Origin of the sequence: Paenibacillus vortex V453, assembly GCF_000193415.1 — a bacterium.
GTDB lineage: Bacteria > Bacillota > Bacilli > Paenibacillales > Paenibacillaceae > Paenibacillus_AQ > Paenibacillus_AQ glucanolyticus.
Genome location: NZ_ADHJ01000041.1, coordinates 21060 through 36614 on the forward strand (window position 1 = coordinate 21060; position 15555 = coordinate 36614).

Consider the following 15555-nt stretch of genomic DNA (forward strand, 5'->3'; position numbering starts at 1 on the left):
TAATTCAATCGCTTAAGGAGGCGTTTACCCATGCTTGAAAACAGTTCAAAAACCACGTTCACGATGTCTCGCAAAAACGGAGAAACCACACTTTCGGTGGCGATCAACAATGGCAGCGACGAAGAAAAAAATATTAACATGGTCGTCAAAGACAGTGCAAACGGCAATGTATTGCCAAGTGTGATCGATGGCACAGCCATCGACAACGGGGTGACGCTGGAACCTAAAGCAATCAAAAACATGGTGATTGATACCACAAACGCCATCGGGCAAATTCTCGTGGAAATGGCAGGTGCAGGGAGGATGACAATGCGTCAAAAAAGTTCGTCATCCGGTGGCAAAACAAGCAACATCATCGAATTGATATTAAAATAAAAAATATGCTTCGTGAAGTATCGCGCAGAAACGATTCCTATAGCGCGATTCGTTGCCGATTCATTTGCTGCACGAGTGTTTCCTCGGTTGCGCAAATCGTCTCTACGAACCATCATGAAGGAATGATCTCCTAATATTAAATGACCGCTAATTAAGATTAGCGGTCATTTGGTGTTTTCAAAGCATACACTTGATGTCCGCTAATGTTTCGGTTAAAATAAGAATATCATGTCCGCTAATGTAAGACAAGATTTGGAGGCTTTGCTAATGAGAGAAACACCGGGGATTTCGGAACAGGGCGATCAGACGATTCAGGACTTCATTCACGCTCTCACCACCCACGAAGATTTGAATCCCAAAACACTAAAAGAGTATGCAAGCGACCTAAAACATTTCATCGGCTGGTTTGAGACCGCCTACCACCAAGAGGAAGAGATTATATTTCGAATTGAAGATGTGGCTACTCCAACATTAACGCGATATAGGGAAGCAGCACAAAAAATAATGGAATTGAAACCGGCGACCATTAACCGGCGGCTTATTACCCTGAAACGTTTTTTTGAATGGGCCGTGTCAGAATCCAGGATTCGCCGCGACCCTTCGAAGCCGGTTAAATTGGTTCCGGAAGAAAAGGTAAGCCCCAGACAGATGACAGACAAAGAAGAAGCTGCTTTGGTTGCTGCGGCCGAGCATGGCGGTTCTCTTCGGGATCAGACGATTCTAATCGTGATGTTTCACACGGGCTTACGAAGCATGGAAGTGTGTGACTTGGCTCCCGGAGATATTCAAATCGGTAAACGTAGTGGTCAGCTTACGGTCCGATCCGGAAAACGAAATAAACAGAGGGAAGTTCCTTTGAACGCCACGTGTAGAGTTGCTTTAGAAAAATATCTGGCAGAACTCCCTCCGCACAGTCCTTTTCTGTTTCCATCTGAAAAGACCGGCGATCGATTAACCGAACGTGCTTTACGTCATTTAATTCAAAAATATATGAAAGCAGCCCGGCTCGAAGGATTGAGCGCCCACGATCTACGGCACCGGTTCGGCTATGTGATGGCAGAAAACACGCCGTTGCACCGCTTGGCGCAAATTATGGGACACGATAGTCTGGACACAACGATGATTTACGTCAAGGCAACCCGTGCGGATCTGCAAGCGGAAGTCGAAAAAATAGCTTGGCAATAGGGGGATGAAGTACGATGTACGCGAGAGTAAGGGAACTGCTAACTCCGGAGGAACGGCTGCATTATTTGCAGATACCGCCTGATCTTGGCGAATGGGAATTGGGCACTTATTTCACATTTACACAGCATGACCTTGAAATCATACAGCAGCGGCGAAGAGATTATAATCGACTCGGCTTTGCCGTGCAGCTGTGCGTACTTCGTTATCTCGGCTGGACACTTTCTGATACAAAAGAAGTGCCGGTTCAAATTCTTCGTCATATTGCAAAGCAAATCAATGCCGATGTGGAGTCTTTTGCATCTTACGGCGACCGAGAAGCAACGAAGTACGAGCATCTGGATGAGATCCGGAAAGAATATGGCTACCAGACATTCACCTTGAGCGAATATCGTTCTTTGTGCAAGCATCTATTTAGCCATGCAATGGCAAACGGCAATCCCTTACACCTGATTCAACTCGCACTCGAAGATTTACGTAAGCGTAAAATCATTCTCCCTTCAATGGCTACAATTGAAAGAGCCGTTTGGGAAACGCGCAAACGAACAGAAGAAAAAATATTCAAGCTGCTCAGCAGTTCACTGACAGAATTACAAATTGCTAAGCTGGATCGCGTCTTAACCACCATGCCGGAAAGTAGCAAAACCTACTTAGCATGGTTAAGGGAAATTCCAGGTACTAGCTCTCCGGATTCTTTTTTGAAGGTGATTGAAAAACTCGAATACTTACGCGACTTGCAGCTGCAAGTCGATACGAAAGGCATCCATCCGAACCGTCTACGTCAACTTTCTAAAATCGGTTCGCGTTACGAACCTCATTCTTTCAGACGTTTTAATGATCCGAAAAAGTACGCGATTTTAGTAGCGTACCTATTGGAACTAATTCAGGATTTGACAGACCTGGCTTTCGAGATTCATGACCGGCAGATTATGATACTGCTTTCCAAAGGGAGAAAGGCCCAAGAGGAACTTCAAAAGCAAAACGGTAAATCGATCAACGAAAAGGTTGTTCACTTTGCCGATCTTGGAGCCGCTCTTATTAAGGCCCGAAGCGAAGGCATTGATCCGTTTGTTGCTCTTGATGCCGTCATGCCGTGGGATCAGGTCGTCGCATCCGTGGAGGAAGCTAAACGGCTGGCGCGACCAGTTGATTACGACTACTTGGACTTGTTAGAAAAGAAATTCTATGCGCTCCGAAAATACACGCCAACGCTGCTAAAATCGTTGGAATTTCGGTCAACTAAGTCCGCAGAGCCGCTAATGAAGGCGGTCGATATCATCCGGGATATGAATGAAACCGGGAAGCGGAAGGTTCCGGAAGGCGCGCCGCTGAACTTCGTTTCGAACCGCTGGCAAAAGCACGTTTACGACGATGACGGAACGATCAACCGGCATTACTACGAAATGGCTGTCCTGACAGAGTTGCGGAATTACGTTCGTTCCGGGGACGTGTCCATAGTCGGAAGCCGTCAGCATAAGGATTTCGAGGAATACCTTGTTCCGAAAGCCGATTGGAATGGCATTGATCCTAACGCTACAAAGCTTGCCGTCAGTTTGTCCGCAAAGGAATATCTTGAAGAACGGATTGAAGCACTTCTTCAAAGATTAAATTGGGTTTCGGATCACATCGATGAGCTGGACGGAGTAAATTTGGAGAACGGGAAATTGCACATTGAGCGATTGGAGAAAGATGTTCCCGATGAATCCCGAAATTTCAGTCTTTCCCTCTATGAGCTGCTACCACGAATTAAGCTTACGGATCTGCTCATGGAAGTAGCCAACTGGACGAATTTTCATGAGCAGTTTATTCACGCTTCCAGTAACCGCGCTCCGAACGAGGAAGAAACAACAATCCTTATGGCTACCCTTATGGCAATGGGAACGAACATCGGGCTTACGAAGATGGCTGAAGCCACGCCGAGCATTTCATATCGGCAAATGGCCAATACAGCTCAATGGCGGCTGTACGAAGACGCGATGAATAAAGCGCAAGCTGTTCTTGTCAATTTTCATCATAAGCTGGCGCTGCCTTCATATTGGGGGAATGGCACTACCTCCTCATCTGATGGAATGCGCGTCCAGATCGGTGTATCGTCTCTTCACGCAGATGCGAATCCTCACTACGGGACCGGAAAAGGAGCAACGATATATCGCTTCGTGAGCGACCAGTTTTCCACGTTCTATACGAAAGTCATCAATACGAACGCTCGGGATGCCGTACACGTCATCGACGGTTTGCTCCACCACGAAACGGACTTGTCCATTGAGGAGCATTATACGGATACAGCCGGTTACACCGATCAAGTCTTTGGTTTAACGCATTTGCTTGGATTTCGCTTTGCGCCGCGCTTACGCGACTTGGCTGATTCCAAGCTCTACGCTATCGGAAAACCGTCCATTTTCCCTAAATTGGAGAAGCTGCTTCGCGGACAGATTAATACAAAGATCATTCAAGAGAACTACGACGATGTACTCCGGCTGGCTCACTCCATCCGGGAAGGAACCGTTTCAGCATCACTCATTATGGGGAAAATCGGTTCCTATGCAAGACAAAACAGCTTGGCTACCGCGCTGAGAGAAATGGGGCGTATCGAGAAAACGATCTTCATTCTGGATTACCTTTCGAGCGAGGCGCTGCGGAGAAAAATCCATCGGGGGTTGAACAAAGGAGAAGCCATGAACGCATTGGCCAGAGCGATCTTCTTCGGCAAACATGGCGAACTGCGGGAACGTGCGCTACAAGATCAGCTCCAACGGGCAAGTGCGTTGAACATTATCATCAATGCAATTAGCGTTTGGAATACCGTCTATCTCCAGCAGGCAACTGAACACCGCAAAAAGCAAGGTAAGCTTCAGGAAGAACTGCTAAATCACATTTCCCCCCTTGGATGGGGAGCACATCAATTTTCTAGGTGAATACAAATTCAACTTCAAGCAGAATACGTCTCTCAACTCATTACGACCGCTGAAACAACAGGAAGGTGAGTGATCGGTAGTCCGGGCGGTGTAGCCCGGACTATTGGGCTTAGAGTAAGAAAAAACGCTAAGCCAGGTACATCCGAAGGCTTAGCGTATATTATCGTTAAAATGTTGGCGGTACCCCTTATAGAAAGGCACGGAGTAAAAAGGAAACTTAAAAGAACTGCGCGGATCTCATCCGGATACTGGTTGCAAGACTATCTTTTTGTACATAGGGAGAGCATAGACATGGAGTGTACGGTATATGTAGGCGATCGCGTCATAAAGATTCTATTGTGAAATATTCATATAGTGCAAAATTCATAATAGTTCAGTGTGGTCGTGTTTTGTATCCCTCTCTCACATGCATCCATTCCACGTTTCTACATGAAAAGGGGTAGTACCAGCGAAGCTGACACCACCCGCAAAGTATATGGGCAAATATGTAAATCAGTAATTCTAGGATCTTATTTCCCTCGATCCTTTACCTTTTCGCCGCGCTAGACATTCTATGACAGGTATTTGTATCAATGAAGAAATCAAAAATTAGGGGACAGCAAGAATCTCTTTTTTAAATTTATATCTTCCAGGATATACGATATCCATATTAACGCTTATAGCTTGCAAGGAATCCTCGTTTAAGACAAAATGCTGTTTCCCTGATGCAATGCGTTTCCATTCATGCGGATTCTTGCGAAAAAGAGATTCCCCTAGATTATAAATATCTATATTCTTCTCAAGCGCAGTTTGAAAGGTTTTCCTAATTTGCCGCTCAATTTCTTTTTGAGCCATTTGCGTGAGTTCTTGTTCAGTAACGTCTGCATGCAACTCATTTACCCCAGCCTTCACTGAAACGGATATATCGAAATACGCTTTATCATATTTAACACTTGGAGTAATGTCATATTTAGGTTTCTCTGCGACGAGAACCGCTATAAGTTTTTTATCGGAAAACAAGTCAAGAGGCAGTCGGATTGTGTGTTTATTTAGCCACGGCAACCCGGACAGATCTTGGATGTCCATGCGTGCATAATAGTGCTCTTGATCATATACTTGTATGCCAGAAAATCTAAGCAACTCACGTGGCTTTTGATTTTCCTTCCATTGGTCTTTTCGAATTGATAATTCTGGTATATAGCTTGACTTAGCCTTTTCATTTGAATCCAGAACAAACTGTTGCAGGCGGATCGGAGCGAGAATAGAATGCTGTCGATAATTCTGTTCAGGATTATGTAGAATCGATGCCTTTGGTGACAATCTGAAAAACGATGTTGCCATTAAGATCTCGTCAAGGGGATCTCGCGTGCTGAATAGCCAGGCTAAGTACCTTATTTCACGATAACGGTTGATCAGTTCTAACACTTCACCGACTTTCCTTTCCTTCATCAACCGTTCGCTGAACAGAATCGCAGAGACTTGTCCCCAGTTTAACCTCTGTTGCGAAGTGCTGTATAAATCATTCGCTGCTTCTGTAAACGAGGAGCCTTGTCCCTTACCGACCCAGACCGGGGGCTGCTCCGCTTTTTGTTGGCCCTCCAGCTTTGCCACTGTCGAGAAGTCAAGCAATTGCGCATAGATGGTGTATTGACCTTCCGCATAGTCAATTCCGACTGCTGTCGTATAATTCATGTTTTGCACTTCGTATTTGCTCCAGCAGCCGGTGAGTATGATGAGGGGCAGAAGAACAACGATATATTTATACGTCTTCATTTCTGCCCATCCCCTTGGCTTGTAGGATCGTGAGTATTCAGATTGTCCGGTCGAGTTTTTCGCCATCTCCAAGGTAATCGGAACAATGCATTGGCGAAATCTTTATATGGGGGCGAAAGCGGAGCCAGGTAAGGCAAACCGCATGAACGCAATGAGGCTAAATGGGTTGTCACGATAAATAAAGCAAGAAAAAAGCCATAGATGCCAAGCGCGGCAGACAAAATAAACACGATAAAGCGTAAGATGCTAATTGTCCCAGATAACGACTGGCTGGATAAAGTCGAACCGAACACCTGAGTAATCGCTCCTATGACAACGATGCTCGGGGATAAAAATCCTGCCCGAATGGCTGCATCCCCCAGGATAAGACCTCCCACAACGGTAACAGTAGAGCCAATGGCAGAAGGCAAGCGAACACCGGCTTCCCGCAATATTTCTAAAAAGATGAGCGACAGAAACATTTCCCCTGCCACACCTAATGGGATTCCTAATCGGTTAATGCCAATAGTTGCAAGTAAATAGTAAGGCAGTTGATCTTGATGATACGCAAGAATGGCAACCCAAAATCCGGGCAGCATGAGTGAAACGGACAACCCGAGCAAACGAAGAGTTTGCCCGAACGTGGCCGATAAAGCAGTAAAGTGGATATCTTCCGGTGTTTTCAGGAGCAAGAACAAATTGGCTGGAGCGATCAAAGCAGCCGGAGTACCATCCACAATTAATGCTACGCGGCCATTCATCATGCAGTTCACGGTGAAGTCCGGTCTTCCTGTGTACCCCATCAAAGGAAACAAAGCTCTTGTCGGTTCCATTAATTCTTCCAGTTGAGTGGCGCTGATTGCTCCGTCAATTTGAATACCATCCAATTTTTTCTTTATATCTTGAACAATATTCGGATTAACAATGTCTCGCATATAAAGAATCGCAACTGTTGTTTTAGTTCTCACGCCAACTGTTTTGGTTTCGTATACCATGCTGGTTGACTTGATACGTTTCCGAATCAGCGCAACATTGACGCCGACTTCTTCAACAAAACCGTCTTTTGGACCGCGTATCGAGACTTCAATGTTAGACTCTTCCGGCTTACGTGCCGGTTTTTTGGAAATATCGAGGGAGAACAACGAAGTTAGTGCCGGAATGAACAAAAGCAGCTTGCCCTCGAAAATATCCGTTTCGACTTGTTGCTCCCACTCCTCGAAAGAAATGCTCTCTAACTGTAATTGACACGACTCAACAATCTCCTCATTCTTATGAAATCCGTAAGTTTCATAAAAACGAGTCAAGTGGGGCAGCACCATATCCTGAATGAGCTGTTGGTTGTCACATAAACCATCGCAGTACAGCAAAACGATCCTCGACTGATCATCACCAGCTTTTATTTTGTAAACATGACGCTTAACATCTTGACACATCTGGAAGCGTTGGATAAGCGACGGTTCACTAAGCGGTTGTGAAACAGTTGCCACTTTGTTTGATGGCGATGGTAAGACCTCCGCCTTCTTATTTCTGAATCGTTTTATCATTCGTAGATACTCCTTTTATTTCGTGTTGAGGTTCGTACGACATATACGATCATGACCCCAATTGTAAAGACACAAAACGATGGAAAGTAATATAGGCTCAATAGGTCTTGAAAGACCATATCGCTAATAGGCAGCAATGTAACAACCAACATGAATAAAGCGCCTAGGAACATAGGTATCCACTTATACTTTTGTAATTTCCATAATTCCCCCAAGAGATACATGGAAAGGGACACTCGAATGAACATACCGGATAGCCATTGGTAAATCGAGAAAAAATCGACATGCTCCACATACTCGCCCAGTCGAACCATTCTCCATTGTTCATAAACAGGATATCGTTGGTTTGCCGCTTCATCAGGGCCATACATTGTAATCGAACCCATCAAAGGGCCGATCGTAAGCCCGGATAAAATGAGACAAACAAGCATCAAACTTATGAAGCCCGGTTTCTTCGTTAACTTATGCTGGATCAGCATCAGCAACGACAACTCCAGCAACCCGCTGGCAGCGTAGGGAACACCTTTCCATAGTGGAGGTGTTCCTTTTTCGAGCAAAGGAAAAAGCAAGGTATAATCTTTAAACTGAAAGTTTGCAATCATTACAAGGTCGCCAAGAATGACAACGAAAGGTAACAATATCCCGCTCACAATCGCAATGGTGCGAAGCCCCTGATATGCCGCAAAGAAACATCCGACAATTGTTGCTACCACAAGGACGAGCATTGGAGTTTGAGGCATATAAGTTGCAATTGTCCAAGTTAGAGTATCCTTCAAGGAAATGAGTCCCATGAGCCATACAAGCACACTATATATGAAAACCAGGGTTATGGAGAGAAACATTCCGAAATGCTGCTGCAACCAATCCTTTAAATGTATGCCGTTCATGTTTTTGATGATGTAGTTCAAAGAGCCAATCCAAAGAGGCGAAGCGATTAATACAAGAAGTACTACCAGCCAGGCATCTCGCCCTGAAGCACCGAGCAGTAACGGTATAATAATGACGTGGTTCAGCAAACCGACTGAAAGCATAATTATCATGTATGACTGTATAAGCGGAATTTTTGGCATAAAGATCACCTCTTTCAACTTTTGAAGAAGAATATGGAAACACCATTATATACTTTTCCCTCATCGTCTTCATTCCAATCACTTCGGCTATTCCATCTTGCAAAAGTTCCGTTTTTGATTAGGTAATTGGAATATGATAGCTTTTTGCTCCACATTGCCTCATTAAGTATGCTTCGGTATACTAAATTTAATGATTAAAATTCCGATTCTAACCATTTTAGGAACTTTACTCGGAGGGGATCAAGTGAAGCGAAATTGGGAGCTGGAGGAGTTAATTGAGCATTTTACGTTTCTTCCCAACGAAATGCAGCAAGTCGGCAATAAGTCGGGGGGAGACTCGGTTGGGGTTTGCTGTTCTGTTTAAGTTTTTCCAATACGAAGCGCGATTCCCCTTCCAAAAATTCGAAGTGCCCAAAGCAGTAATTCAATACATAGCAAAGCAGATCGAGGCACCGGCAGAGCTGTACGCACAATACGATTGGACTGGTCGCTCCATTACCTACCATCGAACACAAATCAGGGAGTTTTTTGGCTTTCGTGAGGATACCATCAATGATGCCGAAGAGGTAATCGATTGGCTATGCAAAAGCGTATTATTCCAAGATCACGATTTCGAACATTTGGTCGAGACCGTATACGGGCGATTTCGGGAGATGAAAGTTGTACCGCCTACGCCTGATCGCATTGAGCGACTTATCAGAGCCGCAATCCGTACATATGAGGAACAATTTTTCCAAGTCACATTGGAAAAGTTGCCTGCGGCATCTTTGTCCAAACTGGATTCACTCGTAGATAGTATCGCATTTCTAGATGAAGACCAAGGCGGCAGCGACGAGGGACTTCTTTCTTTTCAAGAGTTAAAAGCTGATCCGGGCAAACCAGGTGTCGAAAGTGTGTTAAGAGAAGTAAGCAAGCTGCGAACGATTCGAAATCTGGAGCTTCCGGATAATCTGTTTCGTGATATCCCTCTTAAAGTATTGACCAAGTACCGGCAGCGGACCGCAACAGAGGATCTCCGGGAACTTCGTCGCCACCCTGATCCGATCCGTTACACATTGTTGGCCGCATTCTTCTGGCTAAGGAGTATGGAGATAACGGACAATTTGATTGAGCTACTTATTCAAATCGTCCATCGAATAGGAGTACGGGCAGAACGCAAGGTCGAGAAGGAAATTCTGAATGACCTACGGAAAGTAAGCAATAAGTATGGCATTTTATTCAACATGGCCCAGTCTGCCGTCAACAATCCAGACGGAGTAATTCGTGATGTCATTTTCCCGGTCGTAAATGAGCAAACGTTACGGGATTTGATAAAAGAATTCAAGCATACCGGACCGGCTTACCGTGAGAAAATCCATACCATTATTCGGGCTTCCTATGGGAGTCACTACCGCCGTATGGTTCCCGAAATACTAGGCATTCTGGAATTCCGATCAAACAATGAAGTGCATCGGCCAGTGATTCGTGCGCTGGAACTGGTAAAGAAATATTCTGACACCGGCCATCATTATTTGCCAATGTCCGAAGAAATCCCGGTAGATGGTGTAATCCGGACGGTTAATAAAGAAATCATTGTTGAGAAGGACGAGAAAGGCCAAGAGCGAATTAATCGGATGAATTATGAGATAAGCGTTCTGCAAGCTTTACGGGAAAAGCTTCGTTGCAAGGAAATATGGGTGGCCGGAGCGAACCGATACCGGAATCCGGACGATGACTTGCCGACAGACTTCGAAGAACGGCGGGAAGAAAATTATAAGGCTTTAAAGCAGCCGCTGGATGCAGAAGCATTCATTGCAACGTTGAAGCAGGCCATGAAAGATGGATTAGAAAAGCTTGATACCGGTCTCCAGAAAAACCCCAAGGTCCGGATCACGGAGAAGGGTAATGGTTGGATTAGCTTATCTCCGTTAGAACCACAAGCAGAGCCAGTCAACCTATCACGGATAAAATCAGAGATGCTTCGGCGCTGGCCAATGACGAGCCTGTTGGACATTTTAAAAGAGGCCGATCTTCGTGTCGGATTTACTGAAAAATTCAAGACTGTTGCTGTACGCGAAGCGTTAAGCAGGGATACGCTGCAAAAGAGACTCATCCTATCCCTTTATGGCCTCGGGACGAATACCGGCTTGAAACGTGTGAGTGCCGGTGAGCATGGAGAAAGCTACAAAGACTTGCTGTACGTCCGCAGGAAATTCATTCATAAGGACAATCTCCGAAATGCGATATCCGAAGTGGTTAATGCGATTTTTCGCGTTCGGATGCAGGAGATTTGGGGCGATGCCACGACATCCTGTGCATCGGATTCAAAAAAATTTGGTGCATGGGATCAAAATCTGATGACCGAATGGCATATCCGGTACCGCGGCCGCGGCGTTATGATATATTGGCACGTTGAGAAGAATTCGACATGCATTTACTCGCAGCTCAAATCGTGCTCCTCCTCTGAAGTCGCTGCCATGATGGAAGGATTGCTTCGTCATTGTACCGAAATGGAGGTCGAGAAGAATTACGTGGATTCACACGGCCAGAGCGAGGTTGCGTTCGCATTTTGTTACCTTTTGGGCTATCAGCTCATGCCACGGCTCAAAGCGATTCATTCGCAAAAACTTTACCGGCCCGAACCAGGCATGACCGATGCCTAATCCGAATTTTGCAGCCGGTGCTGACCCGCCCAATCAACTGGGAGCTAATTCGGCAGCAATACGATCAAATGATGAAGTACGCTACGGCTCTCCGACTCGGAACCGCCGAAACAGAAGCAATCTTGAAACGATTTACCCGTAATAATTTAAAGCATCCGACCTATCAAGCTTTGGGGGAACTCGGCAAAGCAGTCAAAACGATATTCCTCTGCGATTACCTGCACTCGGAGGAGCTGCGCCGCGAGATCAATGAAGGCTTGAATGTCGTGGAAAATTGGAACTCGGCCAACAGCTTTATCTTTTACGGCAAAGGCGGAGAAATCGCTACCAACCGGTTAGAAGATCAAGAGCTAGCCGTATTGTCTCTTCACCTTCTGCAAAACTGCCTGGTTTACATCAATACCATTATGCTTCAAAGCATCCTATCCGACCGCAAATGGTTCGATATGATGACTTCGGAAGACTTGCGGGCGCTTACCCCGCTGATCTACACGCACGTAAACCCTTACGGCACATTTAGGCTGAACATGAGTGAACGCCTTCCGTTGGAAGAAGGTGTTATTGCGTGAGTGAAAGACGCATATCCCCGAAACGCAAAGCGAAGGAGCTGGCGAAGTATCTCCGAGGGGAACGGCCAGATTATGACTATCTCAAAAGCCTGTTTCAGCATCTTCGAGCAGAGCTGGAGGTAGAGGTTCCAAAAACAGCGAAGAAGCTCCCCTATGTACCTACAGAAGAGGAGCTTAAGCGCTACTACGATGTGGTTTGGCAAGCGAAGAACTTTCAAGACATGATGATCGTCAAGACGCTGCTATATACCGGCGTTCGGGTAAGCGAGCTGATCAATATCAAATTGTCCGATGTTGATTTCCACTACTGCCAAATCCGGATTAATAAGGGCAAGGGGAATAAGGATCGCATTGTCCCTTTCCCTCAATCGTTCAAGGAAATGCTGGCCATGCACGCCGATTCAATGAAAAAGAAGCAGGCGGTTTACTTGTTCGAATCATCGTGGAAGAAAAAATATACGGATCGGGGAATACGAAAGATTTTGGCTAAATATTCGGAGGAAGCCGGTCTTGTACAAAATCTGTCGCCGCATAAGCTACGACATTTCCTGTTGACTTGGCTTAAAAAGCAGGGCATCGATGACGCACTCATACAACCGTATTCCGGCCACGAAAGCCGGAAGTCGTTGGAAGTCTATTCAAAACTGGCAATCACTGATGCACAGCAGGAGTACAACGAGGTCATCAACAAATTTCCCATTTAATAACATCTACTTTGCGGGTGGTGTCAGCTTCGCTGGTACTACCCCGAAAAAAGACTTTATGCCCTCATATTCGGTTCCTGGCTCTTTTTTTTAGTTGGCCATAACTTTAACGTTCGGGTATTGCTCTGAAAAAGATCTGCTGCAGGAGCTTCCCTGGGATCCAAATTGCTTTAAAAGACGAACATTATTATCCTTCATAGTCTTCTAATGAGTTTCAAACTCCTTCATAACCTTGTAAAAGGTGTTCTTCTTCAGATCCAATCTTTTCATAAATTCTACACCCGAAAGCTTATTATTCTTCCATAGAGGATAGGTCAGTATCCAGGGTGTTCCTTTGCGCCGGTGTAAGAGTATTCAAATTTATTTGTGGCCGCCCCAGGTGCTTCCCTTTTTCTTGGCTTCAGTAATACCTTCAGCCTGTGCTTGCTTAATGCCATTCCGTTCCTCTTCAGCAAGCCAGCTAAGTATCTGAAGCACAAGATCCATAATAAGCTGCCCGATCCCCTCGAACTCCTGGTACTTCCGCGTATCGAGAATTGGAATGTCGATCACCACAACATGAATTTTTGCATCGATTAGCCATTGCCACTCTCCAAGCTAGCTATAATTCTAGTAGCGCATGTTTCAATAGATTTAACAATAAACATATATGTAATTATAAAGAAGTTATGGATTGGATTACATTGACTGCAATAGAGTTAATGGTAAACTATAAGAACACTTGTTCTTCTTGTTGGAAATTGGTTGTAAATTTCAAGTCTCATTTCTCTTTATTAGATAGGAGTAATCTCTTCAAAAGGAGGGGGTTTATATTGAAAAAAGATGACCAATTGAATCGTCGTTTTATCACTTATATGGCCAATCTTATATACTACAACTCTATAAACTATGACAAGAAGAGACGAATGAAAAATAGTCGATTCCCACTGACACTAGACAATGATGAAAACCTAGAATCAACCTTACTTATCTCTTATGATTCAGAATCTGTGCCACTAAGCTTAAAAGATCACATTACAAATTATTCACTTTATCAAGCGTATGAATCCCTTCCAGAACAACAAAAAAAAATACTATCACTTGCTTATGCCCAAGGACTCAATGACAAAGAAATTTCTGAAATAGTAGGCGGGTCACAACAAAACATCTCTAAGCACCGTTTAAAGGCTCTAGCAAAATTGCGGCTGTTAATAACGGAAGGGAAGGGGAAGGGTGAGGACTCGTGCCAGAGGTAGATTTTGCTACTTATATATCCAATTTAGGTTTTCCCATTGCAATTACGCTGTATCTACTTATTCGTTTTGAAAAAAAAATATCTGATTTAAGCGAAGCCATCAATGCCTTGAAGAACGAAATACAAAAAAACGTAAAGAAGTGATTTTATGCTCGCAGAATTGCTAGTACAAGCCCAGCAGCAAGATGATCGGGAAGCAACATTACGTATTTTAGAATGTTTCACCCCTAAACTAAAATCCTCGTTGTTACAAGTACCCGCCGAACATAGAGAAGATCTACAACAAGAGCTCTATGTGAAAATGATTGAGGTTATCCAAACTTTTGATACTAGTGATTTTAAAAAAAATTAGAAGAGTGGTTGTAAGATCTAAGTTTCATTTCTCTTTATATAGTAAGACGTCGATCAAAAAAATAAAATAAAAGGTGGTAATTAATTATGAGTTTGAAAGATAAAAAAGTTATTATTGATCCGGGTCACGGTGGTAAATATCCAGGAGTTACGGAACCAAAATTTGCATCACCAGAGCTGCGATTGGAAAAAGTTATCTGTCTTAAAGTTGCGAAATACATGGAGACTATTTTAAAAAGAGAAGGGGCAATTGTTCATATGACCCGTTCGACTGACAAGGACTTCGGTGGAACAACTGCTGCAGATGATGTTAACAAACGCGTTGCTTATATTAATAACAATATCCCATCATCACATGCCCTAGTAAGTATTCATGTAAATACTCCAAAAGGTCGTGTAGGTACTTTTTATCAAACAGGTGCAGTAGCATCTAAAGCTTTTGCCGAAGCAGTCACAGCAGGACTGAGACCTTATTCTACGGGTATTGGAACATATGCAGATAACTTTGCTGTCCTACGTGATACAACCAAGGCAAGCCAAAAAGTACTAGTCGAAATCGCAAACATTGACGATGAAAACCTTGATTATGAATCTAGACTGAATACAATTGCTACTGGCATTGTGAACGGCCTACGTAATCATTTGTAATGAATAAAAGCAGGTGGACTGATAATCAGTCCACCTGCTTCTTTTTTAGAAGTTTTGTCTAAACTTAGCCAACTCTTGATAGTCAGTAATATTAAGATTAACTCCTCCTCCTTCAGGGTGATTCTGTGATGACTCGTAATAGGTTTCATTAATAATTGATGATAAATCAACCAACTTGTTTTTATAATCGTTAAATTCCTTTATACCTTCCTCTGATAACTGCTGTGAACCTTGATATATCGAAGAAATATCCTCGAATTTTGTTTTTAATTCGTCAGAAATGGGAGCCAGTAAACTTACTCCAACTGCTTTGTCGATTACACTGTAATGTACTTGAATCCCAGTTAATTCGTTCTGAATGAGTTGAATATTACTATTATTTAATTCCTGTAATTTTGAGATTTTTTCGAGTTGTTCTCGTGATTTTGTTAAGGACTGGCCTACAATTGATTCTAGTCTCATTTTATTGGTCGAAGCCACATTTATTTCATGATAAATATAAAATATACCTGCGACCACCACCGCAATGATTAATATAACAACTCCTATATTCTTTGTCCTGGTTTTCACTTAAAGAGTCTCCTGTCATA

Annotated in this window: 12 protein-coding genes and 2 pseudogenes; 9 read left to right on the forward strand and 5 right to left on the reverse strand. The window is 43.9% G+C overall.

Annotated features, from left to right (window positions below):
- The first annotated feature begins 30 nt into the window (after positions 1-30).
- From PVOR_RS22520 to PVOR_RS22530, 3 genes and pseudogenes are all read left to right on the forward strand, one after another.
- On the forward strand, positions 31-375 hold the full coding sequence (locus tag PVOR_RS22520; RefSeq protein ID WP_006211803.1) for a hypothetical protein: 345 nt from the start codon (positions 31-33) through the stop codon (positions 373-375).
- Positions 376-642: 267 nt separating this feature from the next.
- A complete protein-coding gene (locus PVOR_RS22525) occupies positions 643-1560 on the forward strand; it encodes a tyrosine-type recombinase/integrase (RefSeq protein ID WP_006211804.1) in 918 nt (305 codons plus the stop codon).
- A 14-nt stretch (positions 1561-1574) separates the two neighbouring features.
- Positions 1575-4545: pseudogene (locus PVOR_RS22530) on the forward strand (Tn3 family transposase).
- A 515-nt stretch (positions 4546-5060) separates the two neighbouring features.
- On the opposite strand, the gene PVOR_RS22540 reads toward PVOR_RS22530, so the two are convergent.
- Genes PVOR_RS22540 through PVOR_RS22550 form a run of 3 tightly spaced genes read right to left on the reverse strand, consistent with a single transcriptional unit; the run spans position 5061 to position 8817 of the window.
- On the reverse strand, positions 5061-6224 hold the full coding sequence (locus PVOR_RS22540) for a Ger(x)C family spore germination protein (protein ID WP_006211807.1): 1164 nt from the start codon (positions 6222-6224) through the stop codon (positions 5061-5063).
- Positions 6221-7747 (reverse strand): spore germination protein, encoded by a 1527-nt coding sequence (locus tag PVOR_RS22545; protein ID WP_006211808.1) that lies wholly within the window; start codon positions 7745-7747, stop codon positions 6221-6223. Before PVOR_RS22545 ends, PVOR_RS22540 begins: the two co-directional genes overlap by 4 nt.
- A complete protein-coding gene (locus PVOR_RS22550; protein WP_006211809.1) occupies positions 7744-8817 on the reverse strand; it encodes an endospore germination permease in 1074 nt (357 codons plus the stop codon). Before PVOR_RS22550 ends, PVOR_RS22545 begins: the two co-directional genes overlap by 4 nt.
- A 244-nt stretch (positions 8818-9061) precedes the next feature.
- Here PVOR_RS22550 and PVOR_RS22555 point away from each other — a divergent pair.
- A pseudogene (locus PVOR_RS22555) lies at positions 9062-12028 on the forward strand (Tn3 family transposase).
- Entirely contained in the window at positions 12025-12732 is a 708-nt protein-coding gene (locus tag PVOR_RS22560; RefSeq protein WP_006211811.1) for a tyrosine-type recombinase/integrase, read from the forward strand. Before PVOR_RS22555 ends, PVOR_RS22560 begins: the two are co-directional and overlap by 4 nt.
- A 360-nt stretch (positions 12733-13092) precedes the next feature.
- Here PVOR_RS22560 and PVOR_RS32280 read toward each other — a convergent pair whose 3' ends face one another.
- Entirely contained in the window at positions 13093-13284 is a 192-nt protein-coding gene (locus PVOR_RS32280) for a recombinase family protein (RefSeq protein ID WP_234973068.1), read from the reverse strand.
- A 260-nt stretch (positions 13285-13544) separates the two neighbouring features.
- Here PVOR_RS32280 and PVOR_RS22570 point away from each other — a divergent pair, with 260 nt between their 5' ends.
- The 4 genes from PVOR_RS22570 (at position 13545) to PVOR_RS22580 (ending at position 14965) form a co-directional block, all read left to right on the forward strand.
- Entirely contained in the window at positions 13545-13967 is a 423-nt protein-coding gene (locus PVOR_RS22570) for a sigma-70 family RNA polymerase sigma factor (protein WP_006211813.1), read from the forward strand.
- Complete coding sequence (locus PVOR_RS29870; RefSeq protein WP_006211814.1) at positions 13955-14110, forward strand: YvrJ family protein; 156 nt, start codon at positions 13955-13957, stop codon at positions 14108-14110. Before PVOR_RS22570 ends, PVOR_RS29870 begins: the two co-directional genes overlap by 13 nt.
- Positions 14111-14114: 4 nt before the next feature.
- On the forward strand, positions 14115-14318 hold the full coding sequence (locus tag PVOR_RS22575; protein ID WP_006211815.1) for a helix-turn-helix domain-containing protein: 204 nt from the start codon (positions 14115-14117) through the stop codon (positions 14316-14318).
- Between the two features lie 86 nt (positions 14319-14404).
- On the forward strand, positions 14405-14965 hold the full coding sequence (locus PVOR_RS22580) for an N-acetylmuramoyl-L-alanine amidase (protein ID WP_006211816.1): 561 nt from the start codon (positions 14405-14407) through the stop codon (positions 14963-14965).
- Positions 14966-15010: 45 nt separating this feature from the next.
- Here PVOR_RS22580 and PVOR_RS22585 read toward each other — a convergent pair whose 3' ends face one another.
- Positions 15011-15535, reverse strand: coding sequence for a hypothetical protein (locus PVOR_RS22585; protein WP_006211817.1), 525 nt, complete (start codon positions 15533-15535; stop codon positions 15011-15013).
- Positions 15536-15555: the final 20 nt, after the last annotated feature.

Coding starts and splice junctions, on each gene's coding strand:
- PVOR_RS22550 (WP_006211809.1), bottom strand. CDS start 8,817: ATGCCAAAAATTCCGCTTATACAGTCATACATGATAATTATGCTTTCA.
- PVOR_RS22540 (WP_006211807.1), bottom strand. CDS start 6,224: ATGAAGACGTATAAATATATCGTTGTTCTTCTGCCCCTCATCATACTC.
- PVOR_RS22580 (WP_006211816.1), top strand. CDS start 14,405: ATGAGTTTGAAAGATAAAAAAGTTATTATTGATCCGGGTCACGGTGGT.
- PVOR_RS22520 (WP_006211803.1), top strand. CDS start 31: ATGCTTGAAAACAGTTCAAAAACCACGTTCACGATGTCTCGCAAAAAC.
- PVOR_RS22575 (WP_006211815.1), top strand. CDS start 14,115: ATGCTCGCAGAATTGCTAGTACAAGCCCAGCAGCAAGATGATCGGGAA.
- PVOR_RS22545 (WP_006211808.1), bottom strand. CDS start 7,747: ATGATAAAACGATTCAGAAATAAGAAGGCGGAGGTCTTACCATCGCCA.
- PVOR_RS22525 (WP_006211804.1), top strand. CDS start 643: ATGAGAGAAACACCGGGGATTTCGGAACAGGGCGATCAGACGATTCAG.